The sequence below is a fragment of the Actinomyces glycerinitolerans genome, from assembly GCF_900098745.1.
Taxonomy (GTDB): Bacteria; Actinomycetota; Actinomycetes; order Actinomycetales; family Actinomycetaceae; genus Actinomyces; species Actinomyces glycerinitolerans.
On sequence record NZ_FQTT01000004.1, the window covers coordinates 14,308 to 35,525 of the forward strand.

General features: G+C 70.8%; 20 protein-coding genes and 1 riboswitch. Of the genes, 6 read left to right on the top strand and 14 right to left on the bottom strand.

Features of this window, described 5'->3' with window-relative positions; genetic code table 11:
- Window positions 1-20 precede the first annotated feature (20 nt).
- On the bottom strand, window positions 21-2,027 hold the full coding sequence (locus ACGLYG10_RS03855; RefSeq protein ID WP_073328074.1) for a helicase HerA-like domain-containing protein: 2,007 nt from the start codon (window positions 2,025-2,027) through the stop codon (window positions 21-23).
- A 374-nt stretch (window positions 2,028-2,401) separates the two neighbouring features.
- Here ACGLYG10_RS03855 and ACGLYG10_RS03860 point away from each other — a divergent pair, with 374 nt between their 5' ends.
- The 4 genes from ACGLYG10_RS03860 to holA all read left to right on the top strand — a co-directional run bounded on the left by ACGLYG10_RS03860 (window position 2,402) and on the right by holA (window position 6,877).
- Complete coding sequence (locus tag ACGLYG10_RS03860; RefSeq protein WP_073328075.1) at window positions 2,402-3,232, top strand: DegV family protein; 831 nt, start codon at window positions 2,402-2,404, stop codon at window positions 3,230-3,232.
- A 103-nt stretch (window positions 3,233-3,335) separates the two neighbouring features.
- Window positions 3,336-4,106, top strand: a complete 771-nt coding sequence (locus ACGLYG10_RS03865; RefSeq protein WP_244542562.1) for a helix-hairpin-helix domain-containing protein — start codon at window positions 3,336-3,338, stop codon at window positions 4,104-4,106.
- Window positions 4,103-5,839: a ComEC/Rec2 family competence protein gene (locus tag ACGLYG10_RS03870; RefSeq protein WP_244542563.1), complete on the top strand. Its 1,737-nt coding sequence runs from the start codon at window positions 4,103-4,105 to the stop codon at window positions 5,837-5,839. The genes ACGLYG10_RS03865 and ACGLYG10_RS03870 overlap by 4 nt, the downstream gene beginning before the upstream one ends.
- A gap of 3 nt (window positions 5,840-5,842) precedes the next feature.
- Window positions 5,843-6,877, top strand: coding sequence for a DNA polymerase III subunit delta (gene holA, locus ACGLYG10_RS03875; RefSeq protein WP_073328077.1), 1,035 nt, complete (start codon window positions 5,843-5,845; stop codon window positions 6,875-6,877).
- A gap of 37 nt (window positions 6,878-6,914) precedes the next feature.
- Here holA and ribH read toward each other — a convergent pair whose 3' ends face one another.
- From ribH to ACGLYG10_RS03925, 10 genes are all read right to left on the bottom strand, one after another.
- Window positions 6,915-7,391: a 6,7-dimethyl-8-ribityllumazine synthase gene (gene ribH, locus ACGLYG10_RS03880; RefSeq protein ID WP_073328078.1), complete on the bottom strand. Its 477-nt coding sequence runs from the start codon at window positions 7,389-7,391 to the stop codon at window positions 6,915-6,917.
- Entirely contained in the window at window positions 7,388-8,776 is a 1,389-nt protein-coding gene (locus tag ACGLYG10_RS03885; RefSeq protein WP_073328095.1) for a bifunctional 3,4-dihydroxy-2-butanone-4-phosphate synthase/GTP cyclohydrolase II, read from the bottom strand. The genes ribH and ACGLYG10_RS03885 overlap by 4 nt, the downstream gene beginning before the upstream one ends.
- A gap of 23 nt (window positions 8,777-8,799) precedes the next feature.
- The gene (locus ACGLYG10_RS03890) at window positions 8,800-9,444 is read right to left on the bottom strand and encodes a riboflavin synthase (RefSeq protein WP_073328080.1); all 645 of its coding nucleotides are present in this window, start codon (window positions 9,442-9,444) and stop codon (window positions 8,800-8,802) included.
- Window positions 9,444-10,565 carry a bifunctional diaminohydroxyphosphoribosylaminopyrimidine deaminase/5-amino-6-(5-phosphoribosylamino)uracil reductase RibD gene (gene ribD / locus ACGLYG10_RS03895; RefSeq protein WP_083565466.1) on the bottom strand — a complete coding sequence of 374 codons (1,122 nt, stop codon included), beginning with the start codon at window positions 10,563-10,565 and terminating at the stop codon, window positions 9,444-9,446. Before ribD ends, ACGLYG10_RS03890 begins: the two co-directional genes overlap by 1 nt.
- Window positions 10,566-10,647: 82 nt before the next feature.
- A riboswitch (FMN riboswitch) is annotated at window positions 10,648-10,776 on the bottom strand.
- A gap of 79 nt (window positions 10,777-10,855) precedes the next feature.
- The gene (locus ACGLYG10_RS03900; protein ID WP_073328081.1) at window positions 10,856-12,343 is read right to left on the bottom strand and encodes a DUF1846 domain-containing protein; all 1,488 of its coding nucleotides are present in this window, start codon (window positions 12,341-12,343) and stop codon (window positions 10,856-10,858) included.
- Between the two features lie 169 nt (window positions 12,344-12,512).
- The gene (rpsT, locus tag ACGLYG10_RS03905; RefSeq protein WP_073328083.1) at window positions 12,513-12,773 is read right to left on the bottom strand and encodes a 30S ribosomal protein S20; all 261 of its coding nucleotides are present in this window, start codon (window positions 12,771-12,773) and stop codon (window positions 12,513-12,515) included.
- Window positions 12,774-13,001: 228 nt separating this feature from the next.
- The gene (locus ACGLYG10_RS03910; protein ID WP_073328085.1) at window positions 13,002-13,637 is read right to left on the bottom strand and encodes a type II toxin-antitoxin system PemK/MazF family toxin; all 636 of its coding nucleotides are present in this window, start codon (window positions 13,635-13,637) and stop codon (window positions 13,002-13,004) included.
- 172 nt (window positions 13,638-13,809) lie between these two features.
- Complete coding sequence (locus ACGLYG10_RS03915) at window positions 13,810-14,637, bottom strand: ABC transporter permease (RefSeq protein ID WP_244542564.1); 828 nt, start codon at window positions 14,635-14,637, stop codon at window positions 13,810-13,812.
- Between the two features lie 5 nt (window positions 14,638-14,642).
- A complete protein-coding gene (locus ACGLYG10_RS03920; protein WP_083565470.1) occupies window positions 14,643-15,455 on the bottom strand; it encodes an ABC transporter permease in 813 nt (270 codons plus the stop codon).
- A 23-nt stretch (window positions 15,456-15,478) separates the two neighbouring features.
- Window positions 15,479-16,501, bottom strand: a complete 1,023-nt coding sequence (locus ACGLYG10_RS03925) for an ABC transporter ATP-binding protein (RefSeq protein WP_073328086.1) — start codon at window positions 16,499-16,501, stop codon at window positions 15,479-15,481.
- Window positions 16,502-16,791: 290 nt separating this feature from the next.
- On the opposite strand from ACGLYG10_RS03925, the gene ACGLYG10_RS03930 reads away from it, so the two are divergent.
- Complete coding sequence (locus ACGLYG10_RS03930) at window positions 16,792-18,036, top strand: sensor histidine kinase (RefSeq protein ID WP_244542566.1); 1,245 nt, start codon at window positions 16,792-16,794, stop codon at window positions 18,034-18,036.
- A gap of 5 nt (window positions 18,037-18,041) precedes the next feature.
- The gene (locus ACGLYG10_RS03935; protein WP_073328105.1) at window positions 18,042-18,725 is read left to right on the top strand and encodes a response regulator; all 684 of its coding nucleotides are present in this window, start codon (window positions 18,042-18,044) and stop codon (window positions 18,723-18,725) included.
- 110 nt (window positions 18,726-18,835) lie between these two features.
- Here ACGLYG10_RS03935 and ACGLYG10_RS03940 read toward each other — a convergent pair whose 3' ends face one another.
- The 3 genes from ACGLYG10_RS03940 to ACGLYG10_RS03950 all read right to left on the bottom strand — a co-directional run.
- Entirely contained in the window at window positions 18,836-20,041 is a 1,206-nt protein-coding gene (locus tag ACGLYG10_RS03940) for a YeiH family protein (protein ID WP_073328088.1), read from the bottom strand.
- The gene (locus ACGLYG10_RS03945; RefSeq protein WP_073328090.1) at window positions 20,041-20,238 is read right to left on the bottom strand and encodes a hypothetical protein; all 198 of its coding nucleotides are present in this window, start codon (window positions 20,236-20,238) and stop codon (window positions 20,041-20,043) included. The genes ACGLYG10_RS03940 and ACGLYG10_RS03945 overlap by 1 nt, the downstream gene beginning before the upstream one ends.
- Before the next feature lie 701 nt (window positions 20,239-20,939).
- Window positions 20,940-21,218: hypothetical protein (locus ACGLYG10_RS03950; protein WP_211482971.1), on the bottom strand; the 279-nt coding region annotated here is incomplete at its 5' end.

Sequence of the window (21,218 nt, forward strand, 5' to 3'; positions counted from 1 at the left end):
CGACGCGATACGCGCTGGGGTCAGCGGCCGCGCAGGATGTTGCCGAGGATGGAACGGGTGATCTGGCGGCCGGCGGAGCCGATCAGCTTCTCCACCTCGCGCTGACGCCGCTCGGCGGCCCGCTCCCGGGCCCGCTGCTCGCGCTCGGCCGCCTTCTCCGCCTCACGCTGCAGCCGCTCGGCGGTGCGCTGGGCCTCCCGGGCGGCCTGGGCCTCGGCCTTCGCCTGTGCCTTAGCCGCCTCCTGTGCGGCCTTCTCCGCCGCGGCCTGGGCCTCGGCCGCGGCGCGGGCCGTCTCGGCGCGGGTCGTCTCCTCCTCGGTGCGCTTGGCCAGCAGCTCGTAGGCGGACTCGTTGTCCACCGCGGTGGCGTACCTGGGCATGAGTGGCGAGGCCGAGAGCACCGACCGGATCGTGGCCGACTGTGCCGGACCCATTACCGCGGCCGGAGTGTTCACGACGACGGGCGCCACCGGCGCGGGACGGCCCTTCTCATCCAGCACCGATACCACCGCCTGGCCCGTACCCAGGCCGGTGAGCACTCGAGTCAGGTCCAGTGGGGAGACCGGGAAGGTGGATACCGCCTGCTTCAGCTTGGCGGCGTCGGCCGGCGTATGGGCGCGCAGCGCGTGCTGGATGCGGCTGCCCAGCTGGGCCAGCACGGCCTCGGGCACGTCCGTGGGGGACTGGGTGATGAACACGATGCCGACTCCCTTGGAGCGAATGAGTCTCACCGTGCGCGTGACCGCCTCCAGGAAGGCCTTGCTGGCACCGTCGAACAGCAGGTGCGCCTCGTCGAAGAAGAACACCAGCGCCGGCTTGTCCGGGTCGCCGACCTCCGGCAGCACCTCGAACAGCTCGCCCAGCAGCCACATCAGGAAGGTGGAAAACAACGTCCCCTGGGACTGGATGTCCGCCAGTTCCAGGGAAGAGATGACGCCGCGGCCGTCGGCGGCGGTCCGCAGCAGGTCGTGCACGTCCAGGGCCGGCTCCCCGAAGAAGACCGAGCCGCCGGCCGCCTCCAAGGCGGAGACCTGCCGCAGGATCACCCCCGCCGTCGCGCTGGACACCCCGCCGATGCCGCGCAACTCCTGCTTACCGGGCTCGGTGCCGGTTAAGTAGTCGACCACGCTGCGCAGGTCCTTCAGGTCTATCAGCGCCAACCCCTGCGCGTCCGCCCAGTGGAACACCAGTTCCAGCGCGGAGGTCTGCGTGTCGTTAAGCCCGAGAACGCGGGAGAGCAGCACCGGCCCGAAGGCCGTCACCGTGGTGCGGATGGGGGTCCCGGTGGAGGCGCCCGCTGCGGTGGTCGGCTGCGCCGCCGTCCCCTCCGAATCCCCGAGGGTGAACAATTCCAGCGGGAAGGCCCGCCCCTCCCACGCCTGCCCGGTGGCGGCGTTGCGAGCCGCGAGCTTGTCGGAGGCGGCGCCGGCCTCCGCCAAACCCGTCAGGTCCCCCTTCACATCGGACAGGAACACGGGCACGCCGGCGGTGGACAGTCCTTCCGCCAACAGTTGCAGGGTACGCGTCTTGCCGGTACCGGTGGCGCCGGCGACCAGGGCGTGACGGTTGAGCAGACCGAGCGGGATGCCCACGTTCACCCCGGGCACCGGGATCGGCTCCGACGTCTTCGTCCCGGCCGGGTGCGGCTCGTCTTCGGTGGGGTAGTCCAGGTAGGTACCCACCGGCAGTACGGGGCCGGCGAAGGCGTATCCGTCCCGCACGCGGGCGGCGTAGCCGGAGGCTGCTTCCGACTCCACCGCCGGGGCGTCCTGCGGCTCCGTTGCTGCGGGAGCCGCCGGCGCCGTGGCGGCCGGATCCGCCGAGCCGGGCGTGCGAGCCTCCATCTGAGTCGGCGCATCGAGCGGTTGAGGCGAGGACTCGACGGCGGGCTCGGTCTGAGCGGCCAGCGCAGCCTCCAACGCTGCCTGTGCGGCGGCCGCCTTCGCCGCGGCGGCGTCCGCGGCCGCTTGCGCCGCCTCGGCCTTGAGGCGGGCGATCTCGGCTGGGTCGGGTGTGGGACTCGTCATGCCCGCATCGTATGCGGCCGTGCAATTCCAATGCGAGGTCGGTTGAAGTAACGTGCCGAGGACTCGTGCGGCAACACCATCGACTTCTACCACTACGGGGTGGTGGCGGATGTGGCGCTCGCGGAGGAACTGGCGCCGCTGGCCCCGACCTCGTCCGACACCGGTGGTTACCAGTGGCGTCGGCTCGACGAACCCTCCTGCCTGAGCGCCCTCGCTCTCCTCGCGGCCAGGGTGCCCCGGGTGTGAAACGGCCCGGCGGGTTAACAGACTCTCCAGGATTACGGGATGGCGGACGGCGGTCCGTGGCTCGCTGTATCCGCAAACCGGAAGCGCCGGTTTACAGGGGATCGGCGTCGGAGGCTTACGCTTCGAGCATGTCGCTCACGGTGGTCACCGACTCGGCAGCCTGTCTGCCCGCCGCGCTCGCGGATGCGCGCGGCATCGTCGTCGTTCCCCTGCATACCGTGGAGGCGGACGACGGCGCGGCGACGACGGCGCGCCCAACGGTCGCCGAACTCATTGACGCCTACCGCCTGGCCGCGCGGCGCGGCGACGAGGTGCTCGCGGTGCATGTCACGGCCGCCCTGTCGGGAACGGTCGACAACGCCCGAACGGCGGCGCGCGAACTGGCCACACAGGGGATACCGGTCACGGTCCTGGACTCCGGGGCCTCGGGCGGCGCACTGGGACTGGCCGCCCTGGCCGCCGCCGAGGCCGACGACGCCCGCCGCGGTGCCGCCCGCGCCCGCGAGTCGACGGCCCGCTCCAGGCTGTTCTTCCTGGTTCAGGACCTGAACCACCTGCGGCGCGGCGGCAGGCTCAACCGTGGCACCGCCTTCGTCGGCGGAACCCTGGGCATTCGCCCCATCCTGACCACCGGGCCGGAGGGAATCGGCGTAGTCGAGACAGTCCGTGGTGCCGCCCGCGCCCGCCGCCACCTGATCGCGCAGGCCGTGCGCGCGGCGGGTGGAACCGCCCTGACCGGCCCGCGGCCACCCGCCGCGCCGGTGCGACTGGCCGTTCACTACGGCGACGATCCGGCCGACGGACGCGCCCTGGAGAACGATCTGGCAGATGCCATGGTCGAGGCCGGAGCCGTCGTCGAGTCCATCATGCGTTCACCCGCCGACCCGGCCAGCCGCGTCCACCTGGGCCCCGGCGCCCTGGGCATCGTCGTCGCCCCGCACCTGGAGCCGCCGCGCTAGTACACGCGCCGCCAGTGTCCACAGGCACCGTTCGCCGCACCCACCGCCGACGCCATCCACAGTCCCAAAGACGGGGCGACCCCAGTCGCCCTACCGTCGGCGCATGAGCGGCAAACGGGTGGCGGACCGGGTGGGCAAACGCCCCCTGACGGACTTCGTGCGCATCGCCTGCTCCACCGACCCGATCGAACCGGTGCGACGCCCGCGGCGACTCGCCCTCGCCCCCAGGGCCGCCATCGGCATCGGCATCGCCCTGGTGACACTGGCACTCGTTCTCGCCCTGCGCACGGTGATGGTCGCCCCCAAGCCCCACAGCCGCGATGCCGCCACCACTTCGGCTGCCCCCGCGGCGACCGTCCCGGCTACCGATCCACTGGGAACCGTCGCACCGGCCGGCGCTGAGGCGGGTGAGGAGGTGGTGGTGCACGTCGCCGGCGCCGTCACCAGCCCCGGCGTGGTCGTGCTGCCGGCGGGTGCCCGCGTCGTCGACGCGATCGCCGCCGCGGACGGTGCCCTGCCCGACGCGGACACCGACCAGCTCAACCTCGCCCGCATCCTCTCCGACGGCGAGCAGGTGCGTGTGCCGCACCAGGGAGAGGACGCCTCAAACTGGAACCTGGACGACGCCACCGCGGCGGGAACGAGCGCCGCGGGGAATGACGGCGGCGCCGAAGCCACCGGCGGCCGCGTCAACATCAACACCGCCACCGCCGCCGAACTGGAAGGCCTGACCGGCATCGGACCCGCCCTGGCCCAGCGCATCGTCGACTACCGCACCGAACACGGCCCCTTCACCGCCGTCGACGAACTCACCGACGTCTCCGGCATCGGCGCCGCCAAGCTCGAGGCACTCCGAGACGAGGCGACCGTATGAACAGCGATCGCATGAGTGCCAGGGCGGTCGGTGCGCGTCGGCACCGCGCCCACCGCACCGAGACCGCCCCCTGGGACGATCCCGCCACCCTGCGCCGCCTGTCCCCGAACCGGCGTGCGCGGCGCGCCATCAGCGACAGTGCCCCACCGCCACTCGACCTGCGGCTGGCCCCCGCCGCGGTCGGTGCCTGGGCCGGCGCCTTCTGGGCGATCGGCCTCGGCGGAGAACAGCCCTGGCTACCTGCGGCGGTCGGTGCGGCCGGTGCCATGCTGGCAGCAATCCCCCTGGGCGTGGCCGGTGCCCGTTTCCGTCCTCCCCGGCACCGCCACGACCCCAGGCCCGGCGCCAACGCCCCCGACGGCTCCGCGATCGGATCGGTCTCCGCCTCACTGCTCGTACTGGTACTGGCGGTCGCAGCGGTGCTCGCGGCCACCGCGGCCGGCTCCTGGGCTCGCAGCCGCGATCCACTCACCCTTGCCGCCGCGCAGGAGCGCACCGTCATCCTGACCGGCACGGTCACCCGCACACCGCGCGCCACCGCCACCGCACGCTGGACGACCGTCTTGACCACGCTCGCCGTCGACACCGTCGACGGCGCCCCCTCTCGCCTTACGGCAACCGTCCTGGGAGACGCCGACTGGTTGAAGGTGCCCATGGGCGCACCGGTGCGCGTACAGGCGCGGCTGCGCCCCGCGGACCCCGGCGGCGCCGAGGCCGCCATTATCGCCACCAACGCCACAATGACCACCACCGGCCCCGCCACCGGGGTGCTCGGCACCGTCGCCTCCCTGCGTGACGGGCTCATCACCGCCGTCGGGCCGGAGCCCGCCCGGACGAAACCCGGGAGCGGGACCCGGATGACCTGGCCGCCCGGCGCCCGCGCCCTCGTGCCCGGCGTCGCCCTCGGGGACGACCACGCGCTGCCCACCGAGGTGCGCGAGGACATGCGCACCGTGTCCATGACCCACTTGACGGCGGTCTCCGGTGAGCACGTAGCCATCGTCCTGGGCCTGGCGCTGACCGGACTGGGCATCCTGCCCCGGTGGGCGCGTGCCGGCGTCGGCGCCCTGGTCCTGGCCGGGCTGGTGGTGCTGGTGCGTCCGGACGGCTCCGTGCTGCGGGCGGCCACCATGGGCGCGGTCATGCTGCTGGGCGTGGCTGCGGGAAGACGCTCCGCCTCTCTGCCCGCCCTGTGCACCGGGGTGATCGTCCTGCTACTGGTCGACCCGTGGCAGGCCCGCGACTACGGCTTCGCCCTGTCCGTGCTGGCCACCGCCGGCATCCTGCTCGGCGCCGCCCCGCTGACCGCCGCCCTGTCCCGCCGCCTGCCGCGCCCGCTGGCCGCCGGCCTGGCGCTGCCGGTGGTCGCACAACTCGCCTGCGCCCCGGTGCTGGTGCTCCTGCGTCCGAGCGTCGGCATCTGGTCGGTGGCGGCCAATGTGCTCGCCGCCCCGCCCGTGCCCGTAGCCACCGTCTGCGGCATCCTCGCCGCCCTGGTGGCGCCGTGGTGGCCGCAGGCCGCAGCGGTGATCGCGTGGCCGGCTACGGCCTCTTGCGCCTGGCTGGCGCTGGTGGCCCGGGTGTGCGCCCGCCTTCCGGGCGCTGCCCTCGCCTGGCCGGGGCAGTTGGGCGGGGCGCTGTTGCTGGCCGGCATAGAGGCGGCGGCGATCGCGGCCCTGTATCGGCGTGGCCGGCGGCGCGCACATACCCCCGGCCGCCGTGGCAGGCTATGAGCCATGGCAACCTCCCGAACCTCCCGCGGCGGCCGCCGCGCCCCCGCCGGACCCGCCTGGGACGAGGTCGAGCTCGCGCCGATCGTGCTGATCCGGGCGGGGGAGGAGCTGCTCGCCGACCGGGCCGTATCGCGGCTCCAGGCCCAGGCGCGCCGACGGGACCCGGCCACCGAGGTCACCATCGTCCAGGCCGCCACCTACGAGGCCCACCAGCTGGACACGCTGGTGTCGCCATCCCTGTTCGGCGAGCCCAAGCTCGTGCTCATACCCGCCCTGGAGCAGATGACCGACGCGCTGCTGACGGACCTGCTCGCCTACGTGCCCGCGCCCGCCCCGGATGTCACCGTGATCCTGCGGCACAACGGCGGCCAGCGCGGCAAGAGGCTACTGGACGCGCTCGCCAAGTCCCCCTACCCGGTCTGCACGATCCAGGCCGTGAAGTCTCCCAAGGACAAGGCCGCCCTGGTGAGCGCGGACGTACGGCGGGCCGGGCGCCGCATGGAGCCCGACGCCGTCGGGGCGCTGGTTGACGCGCTCGGAAACGACCTGCGGGAACTGTGTGCGGCCGCCGAGCAACTCATATCCGACACGCAGGGCACCATCACCGTTGACATCGTCAACACCTACTACGCCGGTCGCTTCGAGGCCACCGGCTTCACCGTCGCCGACGCCGCCGCGGCGGGGAACGTCGCCCAGGCCGTCACCGCCCTGCGGCACGCCCTGGCCACCGGCACCGACCCGGTGCCCATCGTCGCCGCCCTGGCCATGAAGATCCGCCAACTCGCCCGGGTCGCCGCCATGGGTGGTCGCCGTGGCATGACCGCTCGCGACCTGGGCATGGCGCCGTGGCAGGCAGACCGCGCCCGCCGCGAGCTGGCCGGCTGGTCCGACGACGCCCTCGCCGTGGCGATCCAGGCGGTAGCCCGCGCCGACGCCGAGGTCAAGGGCGCCTCCCGCGACCCCGTCTACGCCGTCGAGCGGGCCGTTATCACCATCTGCGACGCCCGCCGCGGAAGAGTGCCGGGGCGCTCCTCCTAGCGCCGGACCTACCGCCGGGTGCTTGGCCGCCCGCCGCTCAGGACTGCGCGATGGCGGCCAGAGTCAGCGCGGTGCGCATTGCCGCGCACGCCGCCTCGTAACCCTTGTCCTCGTCGGAGCCGGGGCCACCGCAGCGGGCGAGCGCCTGGGCCTCGTCGTCGCAGGTGAGCAGGCCGAAACCCACCGGCACCCCCGTGTCGAGGGCGACCCTGCTCAGCCCGTCGGTGGCGGCTCGGCACACGTAGTCGAAGTGCGGAGTGCCGCCGCGGATGACCACACCCAGCGCCACGACGGCATCGGCCCCGCCTCGCGCCGCGGCGGCGGCGAGGATCGGCAACTCGAAGGAGCCGACGGCCCGCACAACGTTCGCCCGCGCTCCGGCGTCCTCGATAGCGCGCAGGGCCCCCGCGAGCAGACCGTCCATGACCTGTTCATGCCACTGGGCGGCGACAACCGTCACCTTCATGCCCTGCGCGCGCGGTGCACTCTGCTCCGGTGCCCCGGTTCCACTCATCGTGCTGCTCCTTCGGTCTCGTTGATGCTGTCGCCGGTGCGGTCGCCGCTGTCGTTCAGTGCCGGTCGGTCACTGGAGGCCGTCTCCTCGGAGGGCAGGGCAGCCGACGGGGGAGGTGTCCCGCCGGCGTCGAGCCCCGTGAACAGGTGCCCCATGCGATCACGTTTGGTGCGCAGGTAGGTGAGGTTCTCCCCGTTGGCGAAGGTCGGCGTCGCCCGCCGGGCGGACACGCTCACCCCGTAGCGCTCCAGGCCCGCGACCTTGTCCGGGTTGTTCGTCATGAGCTCGACCGAGCGCACGCCGAGGAACCTCAGCACCTGGGCGGCGGTGGCATAGCTGCGCGCATCGGCCGGCAGCCCCAGTGCGACGTTGGCGTCGAGGGTGTCCATGCCCTCCTCCTGGAGCGCGTAGGCGCGCAGCTTGTCGATGAGCCCGATGCCGCGCCCCTCATGATCGGAGGCATAGACGAGCACGCCGCGTCCGCGGGCGCTGATCGTCTCCATGGCGGCGCGCAGCTGCGGTCCGCAGTCGCAGCGCAGGGAGGAGAGGACGTCGCCGGTCAGGCAGGCGGAGTGCACCCTGGTGAGGACGTCCTCGCCGTCGCCGATGCTGCCGCACACGAGCGCGAGGTACTCGGCGCCGTCGACCCGGCTGCGCAGGGCGTGAGCGGTGAACTCTCCGTGGGCGGTGGGCAGGTGCGCCGTGACGACCTCCTCGACGAGCTCCTCGTGCAGCCACCGGAAGTGTTCGAGCTCGCCTACCGAGATCATGGGTATGGAATGCGCGTCGGCCAACTGACGCAGCTCGTGGCGGCGCGCCATGGTTCCGTCGTCGTTGACGACCTCGACGAGGACCCCGACCGGGCGGTGACCGGACAGGCGCATGAGGTCGATGGCGGCCTCGGTGTGCCCGCGGCGCGCAAGAATCCCTCCCCGGCGGGCGCGCAGCGGGAAGACGTGGCCGGGGTGGACGAGGTCGGTCGGTACGGAGTCCGGGTCTGCCAGGACGCGGATGGTGCGTGCCCGGTCGGCGGCGCTCACGCCGGTCGTAACCCCGTTGCGGGCGTCTGCGCTCAGCGTGAAGGCCGTTCGCTTGGGGTCGGTATTGCGCTCAGTCATCATGGGGATGTCCAGGCGTTCGAGCTCCTCCGCCGTCGTGGGCACGCAGATGATTCCCGTTGAGTGGCGGACGGCGAAGGCCAGTTGCTCGGCGGTGGCCGTCTGTGCCGGGAAAATGAGGTCCCCCTCGTTCTCCCGGGCCTCGTCGTCGACGACGATCACCATGTGGCCTGCGCGGAGCGCGCCGAGGGCCTGCTCGACGGTGTCGAAGCGGATGCCGGCAGACGTGTCCGCGGGGCCGGCAGTCGGATCGTCCCGGTGCTCCATGGGGCGGGTGCTGTCGGGCATGCTCACGCCTCCTCCCGATCCGACCCGGCGGTGAGGAGCCGTTCGACGTACTTCGACATGACATCGACCTCCAGGTTCACCCGATCGCCCGGCGCTCTGATGCCGAGGGTCGTGCGGCGCAGAGTCTCTGGAATGAGGCCGACGGTGAAGGACGGCCCGCCCCGGTCCGGGTCCTTGCCATTCCCGGTAACGTCGTCGACGTCGACCACGGTCAGGGAGACCCCGTCGAGGGCGACGGAGCCCTTGCCGGCGACGTAGCGGGCGAGATGTCGGGGCAGGCCGAGGCGCACGAGGTCCCAGTGCTCCCCGTGCCGGCGGTCAAGGATGTTGACGGTTGCGTCGACATGTCCCTGGACGATGTGCCCGCCCAGGCGGTCACCCGCGCGCAGCGCCCGTTCGAGGTTGACGTGGTGGTCGGGGGTCAGGTCGCCCAGGTTGGTGCGGGCGAGTGTCTCCGCCATGAGGTCCGCGGTGAAGGCGCCGTCGTACAGTTCGGTGACGGTCAGGCAGCAGCCGTTGACGGCGATGGAGTCGCCCTCCCGCGCGTCCCGGGTGACCGTCGGCGCGTCGACCGTGAGCCGGGCGGAGTCTGCCATGGCTTCGAGCCGGACGACCCGTCCGAGCTCCTCAACGATTCCCGTGAACATCAGTGATTCTCCTCAGCGTGTTGTGGGGTAGTGGGTGGAGTCATGGATGAGGGGACGGTTGTGGTGGCGCGGTCTGTGCCGCCGAGATCACCGGTCACGCGGATCGCAGGATCGCCGCCCGCGTCGAGAACCTCGACGTGAACCTGTCCGAGGCGCAGGATGTCGGCGATCGTCGACACTCCGAAGTCAGCTGTGGCGGCGGGCCCGGCGCCGAGCAGCGCGGGCGCGATGTAGGCGACCACCTCGTCGATTACGCCCGCGCGCAGGAAGGCGGCCGCGAGGGTGGGGCCGCCCTCCAGGAGGACGTGGCGGATCTCGCGAGCGGCGAGGGCGTTGAGTACGGCGTGCGGGTCGCGCTCCGACAGCAGGAGGTGATTGTCGTCGGCGAGCACCCGCGCGGTGGGTGGGACGGGACGCGAGCCGACGACGACGCGCAGCGGCTGAAGTCTGGCCGGAGCCGGTTCATCCGTCTCGTCACGGATGGTGAGTGCTGGGTCGTCGGCGAGTACGGTGCCGGTGCCCACCACGATGGCATCACAGTCGCGGCGCAGGCGGTGTGCGTCGTGTCGGGCCGCCGGAGGGGTGATCCAACGGCTTGTCGCATCGGCAGCGGCGATGCGGCCGTCGAGGGTCGCCGCGAGCTTCCAGGTCACCATGGGACGGCCGGTCCTGACGGCGAAGAGCCAGGGGCGCATGAGCCGTGCGGCCTGCTCGGCGCACAGGCCACGCTGGACGCGGACCCCGGCGGCTGCGAGGGCGGCCGCACCGCCCCGAGCCTGCGCGGTGGGATCGTCCAGGGCGTAGACGACCTTGGCGACCCCCGCGTCGAGGAGTGCCTGAGAGCACGGGCCGGTGCGGCCCTGGTGATTGCAGGGCTCAAGCGTGACGACAGCGGTGGTGCCGCGCGCGCTGAAGCCCGACGCCGCCAGGTTCTTCAGGGCATCGACCTCGGCGTGGGCGGTGCCGGCGCCGCGGTGGTGGCCCTCGGCCAGGACGTCTCCCGTGCGGGAGAGAATGACGCAACCGACCCGGGGATTGGGACCGGCGGGGACGTCGGGGGAGGCGGCTGCGTCGAGGGCGCGGTGCATCGCGGCCGTCTCCGCAATCGAGAACGCGGTCATGTGGTCCTCTCCCTCGGGTGCGCTGGGGGAGAGGACGCGCGGGCGCGTCGGCCAACGGCCACATGACGCGACATCGCGTGTCCCGTGTGCGCTTCCCATCCGGACTTTTACCGTCGGTCCAGGAGTTCCACCTGGTCAGCCGACCGCAGAAGCGGACGGGTCGCGGACTGTCACCGCCGGTTCGGACTTACACCGACCCCAGAGCACACGAGAATGTCTCGTTGCGGCGAATATACCGAGACATGGCGATTGACACCAGCGATTTCGGTGGGGAGAGGGAACAGGCCGGGTTACTTCTTGCGATATAGGGACTTCGTGGCGAAGACCGGCTCGTTGGTCACCTGAATCCCCAGGGAGCGGAAGATGCCCTCGTCCACCGGTCCCAGGATGGTCGAGGTGTGCACGTCGCAGCCGCGCAGGCTGCCCAGCTCGTCCAGCGCGCGGGCGGCGTTGGCATCCCCGTTGGCTGACACCGCCAGCGCGATCAGTACCTCGTCGGTGTGTAGGCGCGGGTTGCGGCTGCCCAGGTGGCGGGTCTTGAGCGTCTGGATCGGTTCGATCGACTCCTTGGCGAGCAGGTCGACCGTCGGGTCTATGCCGGCCAGGCGCTTGAGGGCGTTGAGCAGCATGGCGGAGGAGCAGCCCAGCAGCGGGGAGGTCTTGCCCAGCGCGATGGTTCCGTCAGGCAGCTCAATGGCCGCGGCCGGCGCATCGGTCGCAGCGGCCAACTCCAATGCCGGTTTGACGACGGAACGGTCCTCCTTGGCAATGCCGAGCTTGCTCATCAGCAGGGCGATCCGCCCGGACTGGACCGGCTCGAGCATGTCCCGCTTCTCCGCCACCAGCGCCTTGTAGTAGCGGCGGATCACCTCCTGTTTGGAGGCCTCCCGGCACACGTCGTCGTCGCTGATGCAGTAACCGGCCATATTCACCCCCATGTCGGTGGGGGAGGCGTACGGGGAGGTGCCCATGATCTGCTCGAACAGGCGTGAGAGCACCGGGAACACTTCAACGTCGCGGTTGTAGTTGACGGTCTGCACGCCGTGGGCGGCCAGGTGGTAGGGGTCGATCATGTTCACGTCGTCAAGGTCGGCGGTGGCGGCCTCGTAGGCGATGTTGACCGGGTGGTCCAGCGGCAGATTCCAGATGGGGAAGGTCTCGAACTTGGCGTAGCCGGAGGAGATGCCGCGCACGTGGTCGTGGTAGATCTGCGACAGGCAGGTGGCCATCTTTCCCGATCCCGGCCCCGGCGCGGTGACCACCACCAGGTCGCGGGACGTCTTGATGTACTCATTGCGCCCGTACCCCTGGTCGGAGACGATGCGCGCCACGTCGTTGGGGTAACCGGGGATCGGGAAGTGGCGGTAGACGGTGATGCCGAGCTTCTCCAGTTTGCGCTTGAACTCGGCGGCCTGCTGGTTGTCGTCGGTCCACTGGGTGATCACCACGCTGCCCACATACAGCCCGTAGTCGCGGAAGGCATCCACATGGCGGAGTACCTCGTCCTCGTAGGAGGTGCCGTGGTCGGCGCGGATCTTGTGGCGGGCGAAGTCCTTGGCATTGACGGCGACGATGATCTCCACGTCGTCGGCCAACTCGGCGAGCATCACGATCTTGTTGTCGGGGGTGAAACCGGGCAGGACGCGGGAGGCGTGCATGTCGTCGATGAGCTTGCCGCCGAACTCCAGGTAGAGCTTGCCGCCGAACTGGGCCCGGCGTTGTGCGATTCGCTCGGACTGCAGTTTGAGGTATTTTTCCCGGTCGAACCCGATGCGCATGCGTTCTCCTCACGGTCGCCTGAATGTGCGGCCGGGCGGGAGGGCGCCGGCCTGAGGAATCGTAACGCCGTCGGAGCTGGCCGCGAGTTCAGGTCCGGAAGACGGAAACCAGGAAGGGCGCCTCCCAGTTGGGAGACGCCCTTCCAGACGCATTCGTGCGCGCGCCGGGTCACATGGCGTTGACGCGCTTGGCCAGCTTCGACTTGCGGTTGCGTGCCTGGTTGCGGTGAATGACGCCCTTGGAGACGGCCTTGTCCAGCTTGCGGCAGGCCTTGCGCAGGTGCTCCTCGGCGGCCTGCTTGTCGCCGGCCTCGACGGCCTCGCGCGTCCGGCGCACGTAGGTCTTGAGCTCGGACTTGACGGACTTGTTGCGCAGGCGGGCCTTCTCGTTGGTCTTGATGCGCTTGATCTGAGACTTGATGTTCGCCACTGTGAGTGAAGCTTTCTGGTGTCTGAATGGTCAATGGCCGGAGAGAGGGTTGGCGCCGCGGGCGGACTTGAGGTGGTGGAAGCACCCGGCAGGCCCGGTCGCCGGACCCCGAAGCCGGCCAGGCCAGAGGTCCAAGCGCACTTTAGCACCGGATACACCGGCAATACTCGGTCGAATACCGGCCGACGACGTGAAGTGCGTCGCGCCGCAGCCACCCGTGGCGGGTGATCAGGACCAGTGCGCCCGCAGAGCGGTAACGACGCCGTCGAAGGTTGACCGCTTCATGGTGGCGCCCTCGCGGCGCACCACATCCGGTTCGACGAGCAGCAGGCGGTCCAGGCGCACCTCGCTGGGGCGGCCCTTGGAGTCCCAGGGCCCGGTGCCGACGTCGTGCCAGTAGCGACCCCAGCGGGCCTCCTGGGCGGCGTCAAGGTCGTGGTCCTTGCTGGTCAACTGGGCGGCGACGAGCCGCTTGCCGTGGTGGGCCAGGACGAGCACGGGACGGTCCTTGCCCTGGGTGGCGTCCTCCTCGAAGGGCACCCAGGTCCACACCACCTCGCCGGGGTCGGCGTCGCCGTCGGGATCGGGGGAGTAGGTGAAGTCCGGAAGTCCCAGGGAGGCGACGTCGTAAACGCCGACGCCGTCGTGCGCGCCCGTGCGGGGGCTGTGTGCCGGCGCCTGGGGGTGGGAGACGGTGTGCGCGGCGCTCTTGGACGCGCCCACCGGCTTCGTCGCAGGCCGGGACGAGCTGCGCTTGCGCGACTTCTCCCGGGTGCTCAGCTCCTCCTCGAGGGCGTCGGTTACGGTCCGTTTGGCGCTGGAGGTAAGAATCCGGGCGATCCGCTTGAGCAGTGGGGAGGGCATGGGCCGACCCTACCGTCACGCATACGGTTCTCCACCACACGTACGACTTCCCGCCACACGTACGCGTTTTGGAGCCATGCGACTGCTAGAGGCGGGAACCTCCAAAATGCGTACGTCAGGGGCAAACGCGTACGCACGGCGGGGCGTAGGCCTACGCGCGAGGGGCACTCCGTCAGACCCGAGGCGTTGCCCGCCGGGCCATGCGCGCCAGCAGCGCCCAGAAGACCGCGCCGCCCGCCACGGCCCAGGCCAGGACCGGACCGATGCCGGCCCAGTCCAGGCCGCCGGCGTCGGTGAGGGCGTTCGAGCCGAGCGTCAGCGCCCGCGTTACCAGCGAGTACGGCCACAAACCCGCCAGTGTCTGCGCCTTGTAGGCGACCCCAATGCCGATCACCGCACCGGCCAGCCCCAGGGCCACTGGCGCGGCGAAGGACCGCATCCGCATCGACAACAGGGACTGCAAACCAACCAGCGGCACCGCCACCACCGCCAGCAGTGCCGAGACCGCGAAGCCGATGGGCAGGCCCCCATCCAGGTGCAGGAACACAATGCCGGACAACCAGGTGAGTGCGATCAGCAGCAACTGCATGGCGGCCACCGGCATTAGGATCACGCCCGTCTTCGCCAGGGCGACCGCGGCCGGAGAGTGCGGTGTCGTGGCCATGTAGTTCCAAGACGAGCCCCGATGCTCCGGGCGCCACGCCGCCGCCAGCAGCAGGGCGACCGCGATCGAGAAGAAGAACAGGCCGTAGAACAGGGTGACTTGACCGACGAAGGTCTCCCAAGTAGGCGATAGCACCTCCTGATTCATTGCGAAGTTGACCGATCCGGAGATGACGGTGAGCACCGGCAGTACCGCCACGACCCACCACACCAGGGACCTGCGTAGCTTGAGGGCCTCCACGGCCAGCAAGGCCGGCCAGGTGCCTGTTTTGGCGGTCGGCGTCGAGGTAACCGGAATGGGGACGGGAGTACCGCGTGAAACACTGGTTGCGGGCACGGGGCTCACCTTTCGATGCGGTCGAGGCGGGAAGTGATTGCGTAGAAACAGGCGGCGGCCAGCCCCAGAAACCCGGCTATCCAGCCCAGGGGTGGGCGGGCGACCATGACGTCGCCGGTGCCGACCTGGGAGATGGGGCAGATCATCGCCCAGTACCCCCATGGCAGCAGCCGCGCGAGCCAGGCCGGGGCGAGGAACATGTACACGCCGATGAAGGCCCCCACCAGCCCGAGGCCCACACACGCAAGCTGGTTGTCGAGCACGGCCGCGAGCAGAACATGCAGCGCGCACATAGCCAGGTCGACGCCGATCAACAGGGCGGTGTATCCGGCCCATATCCCGATCGGCAGCGGCACGGTGGCGCCGGCGGTGCAGGCTGCCAGTATTAGCGCCAGCGTCTGCAACGCGAGTGTCGGCACCAGCACGAGTGCCAGGGTGGCGAACTTGGCCCGACACAGCCGCCCGGGCGTCAGGCCGGCCGTCGCAGACAGGTACCAGCCGCCGGATGCGTGCTCGATGTCGGTCAGGCGGCTGGCCAGTACGGCCACCAGGATCGGCGAGAACAGGGCGTTGATCAGCGCATACTGCAGCAGGATCCCCTCCCACGGGTGGGCGGCCGGATCGTTCAGGCCCGCCCGGGAGGACGCGGACAGCGGCGCGGCGAACGCCACCGCCGTCACGCCCAGCACGGTCACGATCGGCGTGGTGCGAAGGCGCCGCAGCTTGGCCAGTTCCATTCGCACGGCGACGCGGAAGGACCCGCCCGGGCTTTGCGGCGGTGCGTAACCGCCGCAGCCGTGGCGCCCGGGGGAGGACATGGCGACTGTCGGCTGTGCACCCATCACAGCGCCCCCGCTCCGCCGGTCAGGTCCATGAAGACGTCCTCCAGGCTTTGGGGCTCACGCCGCAGCTCATACACGGGGACGTCCGCGGCCACCAGCCGCCGCACCAGCTCGGCGGCGGCCCCGGGAGACAAGCCGGGAATTCGTACACCGGCGTCTGTCACGACCGTCGTCGCAGGCGGCTCCGGGGCAGGGCGGTTGCCTGCGGCACCGTCCAGGCCGGCCAGCATTGTCGGGGTGAGGGCCTGTGGCCGGGGCGTGACCAGGAGCAGGTCCGGCACCGAACGGCGCATGAGCTCGGCACGCGTGCCCTGGAAGACGAGCCTGCCGGCCGACAGGACGCCGAGCATGCTCGCCATGCGGTCGATCTCATCGAGCAGGTGACTGGAGACCATCACCGTCACGCCCTCAGCCGCCAACGACACCAGCAGATTGCGCACCTCCTCGATGCCGGCCGGATCAAGGCCGTTGGTCGGCTCGTCCAGGATGAGGAGCTCCGGCTGGCGGGCCAGCGCCATGGCGATCCCCAGCCGCTGCTTCATACCCATCGAGTAGGTCTTCACCAGGCGGTCCCGATGGCCGGTCAGACGCACCAGGTCAAGAGCCCGGTTCACCTGGGCATCGCTGAGCCCGAGCATGCGCTGCACCAGGCGCATGTTCTCGGCGCCCGTCAGGTGCCCGTAGCCGGGCGGCTGCTCGATCATGGAGCCGGTGCGCGCCATGAGCCCGCCGCGACTGCGCCGATCCAGCGGGACGCCGAACAGGTTCACGCTTCCAGACGTCGGTGTCAGCAGGCCGAGCAACAGCTTCATGGTCGTGGACTTGCCGGAGCCATTGGGGCCCAGGAAGCCGTAGACGACGCCGCGGGGAATGACCAGGTCGAGGTGGTCGACAGCGGTGCGGGCGGCGGCGCCCCTGCCGAAGATCTTGGTCAGGGCACCGGTGGTGACGACGGCGTCCGGGAACCGCGCCGCGGCGTCGCCCCCGGTGGGTCCGGGGCGGGTGAGGGTGACTGTGTTCATGCCTTGCAGCATTCCCGCGCCCGCGGTCGTCGGCATCAGGCCCGGGGCGGAAGTTCGGGCGCGATCGGTCGCCGGACTCATACTCGGGTATGAAGACCCGGCCCCCGCCGTGCCGCTACCGTCGCATACCGGACAGCGCTCCGTGGAGGGCAGGCCCCTTACACAGGTAGGGAGAGGCGGGGATGAGGATGCGCGACGGCGAGGCAGCGGGGCGTGGCCGGCGGGCGCCGGCCGTGCCGGACAGCGGTGTGCGGCGGTGGCCGCCAAGGGGGCGTCCGGGTGTGGCCGACATGCTGCTGGCCGTCTCCCTGGCCTATGTGTGCGCATGGAATCCGCCCATGATCACGGAGCAGCCGGCCGGCGCTCTGCGCAACGCACTCGTCGACTCCGGTGCCTACGTCATCATCCTCGCCGTGTGCTGCGTGGCCATCGCGCTGCGCCGCCTCGCCCCGACCGTCGCCGTCGTCGCCGTCGGAGTGGCGCTTGCCGCTCATGTACTGATCTTCGACGGGCTCTCCATCCTCGCCATCGTCGCCTGCCTGGTGGCGGTGGAGACCTGCACGAGTCGTGTCCCGCGGCCCCACGCCTGGCCGCTGGCGGCCCTGGGCTACCTCGGTGGCGCGGTCGGCGCCCTGCGCGCGGACAAGCTGATCGACCCGCCCACCCCGGGCGCCGAGCTGATCGTCCTCGCGGTGAGCTGGGCGTTCATCACCGTCGCCGTCCTGACCGGCCTGCTGCGCCGACGCGCTCGCGAGCGGATCGAGCAGGCCCTGGAGCGGGCAGAGGTACTGGCCGCTCAGCAGGAGGCCGAACGGCGTCTGGCCGTGGTGGCCGAGAGGCAGCGCATCGCCCGGGACGTGCACGACCTGCTGGGGCACTCGCTGTCCGTCATCGGCATGCAGGCCGAGGGCGCCCGGGCCGTCCTGGCTACCAATCCCGCGGCCGCCGCCGAGGCGCTGGCGGTGATCGGGCGGACGAGCCGGCGCTCGGTCTCCGAAGTGCACTCACTGGTCGACATGCTGCGGGCCGACGTCGACGAATCCCCCATGGCCCGGCCCTCGCCGCAGTCGGACGGGAGCGCGGCACCGGGCGGCTCGAGTCCGGGCCTCGACGACGTGCCACGGCTCGTTACGGGTGCGCGGCGGGCGGGCCTGCCGCTCACCCTCGACCTGCGCTGCGACGCCGAGCCGCCGGCCCCGGTGGGGGAGGCGGCGTACCGCTGCGTACAGGAGGCGCTGACCAACGTGATGCGCCATGCCGCATCCGCGCCGACCAAGGTCCGGGTGCGGGGCGAGGACGGCGGAGTCGATATCGTCGTCGAGAATGCGGAGCCCATATCGGCCGGAGGCGGTGCCGCTGGCGCACTGGACGACGACACCCGGCGGGGAGCGGGGCTGCAGACCATGCGCGAACGAGTGGTGGCGCTCAACGGCCGGTTGTGGGCCGGGGAGCGGTCGGAGGGCGGCTGGCGCGTGCACGTCACCCTGCCGGCGCCGCCGCACCTCACCCAGGCGCAGCCGGGACAGGCCGCATGAACGGCATCATCAGGGTCGCGCTGGTGGACGACGAGCCGCTGTTCACCGCGGGGCTGGCCATGCTGCTGGGGGCGCAGCCGGACATCGAGGTCGCCTGGCAGGCCGGCGACGGTGGCCAGGCGCTGCGGTGTGCGCAGAGCGATCCCGTGGACGTGATCCTGCTGGATGTGCAGATGCCCGGCGTTGACGGCCTGGCCACGACCCGCCGCCTGATTGAGGCGGGAGCCCAGGGCCGCATCGTCATACTCACCACCTTCGACACCGACGGCTACGTCATGGGTGCCATCGAGGCCGGCGCGGCCGGGTTCCTGTTGAAGAACACGGCCCCGGAGCGGCTGATCGAGGCGGTGCGCACCGTCCATGGCGGCGACTCGGTCATCTCGCCCGGACCGACGCGGCGGTTGTTGACCGCCGTACGCGCCGGCCAGGTGGAGCAAACCCGGTCCCAGCCGCCGCCGCTGCCCGGTGGGCTCACCGAGCGGGAGACGGAGGTACTCGCGCTGGTGGCCCGGGGGCTGACCAACCAGGAGATCTGCGACCGGCTGTGGCTGTCCATGGCGACGGTGAAGACGCACATCTCCCACCTGTTGGCCAAGACCGGGGCGCGCGACCGGGTGCAGTTGGTGCTACTGGCGCTGCGCACCGGCGTCGTCGAGCTTGATGAGCTGCTGATCGAGACAGAGGCGTGAGCCAGTCCTGAGACAGCCGTGAGGCAGCTCCGGCACCCGATGGGGCCTCGGGGAGGCCGCGCAGGCCGTCCTGATCTGCGTCGGCGGCTGCGGCCGAGCCGCCGACGGGCTTAGAACAGTCCTCCGAAGACCCAGCCGAACAGTGCCTGGGCGTAGAGCAGGCCGGCCACCAGGTTGCAGACTGTGCCGGCGAGGAACACCAGCACGGGCTTCCAGCCGGCCTCCCGCAGGGCACCGACGCGGAACTCCAGGCCGATCGACACGAAGGCCAGTGTGAAGAACAGGGTCTGGAGCGCTTTGGCGGAGGCCAGACCGGTGCTCAACCAACTGCTCTCGTCCGCGACCAGGCCGGGCGCGGCGGCGGCAATGGCGGAGACCAGCACCGACGCGGCGATGAAGCCGAGAACGAACTTCGGGAAGCGCTGCCAGACCTCGCGCCAACCGGGGCGGGTAGCAGAGGCGGCGGTGCCGTCGGCGTCACGGCGGTCCACGCGCAGGGTGAACCAGAGGGACAGGCCCACGGCAACGAAGCCGATGAGAGCGTTCTGCGTCATCTTCACAATCGCGGCGAACTCGAGCACGTCCTCGCCGGCGACGGCCCCCGCGGCGGTGACTGCCGCCGTGGTGTCGATGTTTCCGCCGATCCAGGCCCCCGCCACCGGCGCGGACAGTCCCAGGAGGGCGGCGAGCCACGGCAGCAGGAAGATGCTCGGCAGGGCGAAGACCACGACGAGCCCGGCCGTGTAGGCGAGCTGCTCGCGCTTGGCGTTGACGGCACCCGCCGCCGCCACGGCGGCCGAGACCCCGCAGATCGACAGGGCCGTGGCCAACAGGGCCTTGAGGTGCGGTTCGACGCGCAGCAGGCCGGCGATCCACCAGGTGAACAGGAAGACCGTGGAGATCATGAGCAGGGCCTGAATGATCGCCGGCGCCGCCGCGGAGACGATCACGTTGATGTTGACGGTCGACCCCAGGAGTACGAGCCCCGTCTTAATGAAGAACTCGGTGCGGAACGCCGCCGAGAGGCGGTCGATGACGCCGAGCGCCGACAGGAGGGCATTGGCGACGAATCCCAGGGCGATGGCGTAGACGGGGAACTCGATCGACCCGGCGATTCCGCCGAGCCAGGTCCCCTCGCTCCAGAGGGGGACGTGACTGTCCAGGTAGTCGACGGTCGCGGCCAGGCCGACGACGACGGTGACACCGAGCAGCGTCCAGCCCGGGGAGGTGGACTCCGGGCGGGCGTCCGGGGTGGGCTCGGCGGCGGGGCCGGCAGCAGTGGGCGCGGGCGTGTTGACGCGGGCGGGAGCACTCATCACAACCACCCCGAGATGTTCGGGATGATGCCCAGCAGGGCCAGAACGAGCAGGCCGAGTCCGGTGATGGTGGCCACCCAGTCCTCGCTCAGGGAGAACTTTCCGTCCCCATTGGGCGGGATGACGGTGGTGGGTGGGACGTCCACGTGGCCGTCCGCGGCCTTGGTATTACGGCCGGTGTTAGTGGTAGGGGACATGGGCAGACCTTTCGGGTACTGCTGCGTACACGTCAGGACCTGCCCAGACAAGTGGGGCCTGTTAGAGGGACAGACACAGGAGGAGTCGTCGGCAGGCACCTGCCGACGCAGCTCGTGTCAAGGGAAGGGCGTGTCAGTCGGCAGCGGTGATGCGGATACCGCGACACATACACATCTCGGCCGCGCCGAAACGGCCGCCGGCTGCGCCGATGACCGAACGGAGCGGGAGAGTACTGAACACGGCTCGGACCATAGGACAGGGCGGAGCCGACAATCCAGGCCCGTCCGCATGGCGAACTGCGGTGATTCTCGGCACGCAACTGGCTGTTTGTGTTTGTGGGTGCGGTGGTTCGGGCGCGGCTGGTGGTGTGGTTGTCGGGTTCGGGGCCCTGTTCGACGAGAGCCGGCCTACCAGGTGGTCGGGTTCGCGTGTGGGAGGTCGTATTCGGATCACCGAGGTCGTGTTCGGGCCGCCGAGGTCGTATTCGGCCGATCGGAGGACGTCCTCGGGCCGGCGGGGACGTCGTCGGGCCGGCGGCGGAGGGCGGCGTCGGGGTGGACGGTTCGTGTGTTCCTGTGACGGTTCGTCAGGTAGCAGCAACGGTTCGGCATGAACGACGACGGTTCGTACACCTACCCCACTGTGCTGTCTCCACACTTCTGGGACGGTTGGATCTCATGACTTCTGGGACGGTTGAGTCTCAAAGCTTCTGGGACGGTTGGGAGCGGGGTGAGCGGGGTGGTCTGGTGATGATTCTGTTGGGTGGTTTGGAGGCGTTGATGGTGGCCCGGCTGTGGGTCTGGGCCTGGGTGGGCTGGGGCCAGGGAATCGCGGCGAAGTGTGTTCCGGCCTGGTCGTACAGGTCCAGGCGGGTGGGGTACTGGCGGAACTCGATCGTCTGGCCGGCCATGAAGGAACCGACGTAGATGATCCGGCCCTTGTAGGTCACGCTCCCGTTGCTCAGGGCCTGTCTGCTGGT

Coding starts and splice junctions, on each gene's coding strand:
- ACGLYG10_RS03855 (WP_073328074.1), bottom strand. CDS start 2,027: ATGACGAGTCCCACACCCGACCCAGCCGAGATCGCCCGCCTCAAGGCC.
- ACGLYG10_RS03860 (WP_073328075.1), top strand. CDS start 2,402: ATGTCGCTCACGGTGGTCACCGACTCGGCAGCCTGTCTGCCCGCCGCG.
- ACGLYG10_RS03865 (WP_244542562.1), top strand. CDS start 3,336: ATGAGCGGCAAACGGGTGGCGGACCGGGTGGGCAAACGCCCCCTGACG.
- ACGLYG10_RS03870 (WP_244542563.1), top strand. CDS start 4,103: ATGAACAGCGATCGCATGAGTGCCAGGGCGGTCGGTGCGCGTCGGCAC.
- holA (WP_073328077.1), top strand. CDS start 5,843: ATGGCAACCTCCCGAACCTCCCGCGGCGGCCGCCGCGCCCCCGCCGGA.
- ribH (WP_073328078.1), bottom strand. CDS start 7,391: ATGAGTGGAACCGGGGCACCGGAGCAGAGTGCACCGCGCGCGCAGGGC.
- ACGLYG10_RS03885 (WP_073328095.1), bottom strand. CDS start 8,776: ATGGAGCACCGGGACGATCCGACTGCCGGCCCCGCGGACACGTCTGCC.
- ACGLYG10_RS03890 (WP_073328080.1), bottom strand. CDS start 9,444: ATGTTCACGGGAATCGTTGAGGAGCTCGGACGGGTCGTCCGGCTCGAA.
- ribD (WP_083565466.1), bottom strand. CDS start 10,565: ATGACCGCGTTCTCGATTGCGGAGACGGCCGCGATGCACCGCGCCCTC.
- ACGLYG10_RS03900 (WP_073328081.1), bottom strand. CDS start 12,343: ATGCGCATCGGGTTCGACCGGGAAAAATACCTCAAACTGCAGTCCGAG.
- ACGLYG10_RS03910 (WP_073328085.1), bottom strand. CDS start 13,637: ATGCCCTCCCCACTGCTCAAGCGGATCGCCCGGATTCTTACCTCCAGC.
- ACGLYG10_RS03920 (WP_083565470.1), bottom strand. CDS start 15,455: ATGTCCTCCCCCGGGCGCCACGGCTGCGGCGGTTACGCACCGCCGCAA.
- ACGLYG10_RS03925 (WP_073328086.1), bottom strand. CDS start 16,501: ATGAACACAGTCACCCTCACCCGCCCCGGACCCACCGGGGGCGACGCC.
- ACGLYG10_RS03930 (WP_244542566.1), top strand. CDS start 16,792: ATGCTGCTGGCCGTCTCCCTGGCCTATGTGTGCGCATGGAATCCGCCC.
- ACGLYG10_RS03940 (WP_073328088.1), bottom strand. CDS start 20,041: ATGAGTGCTCCCGCCCGCGTCAACACGCCCGCGCCCACTGCTGCCGGC.
- ACGLYG10_RS03945 (WP_073328090.1), bottom strand. CDS start 20,238: ATGTCCCCTACCACTAACACCGGCCGTAATACCAAGGCCGCGGACGGC.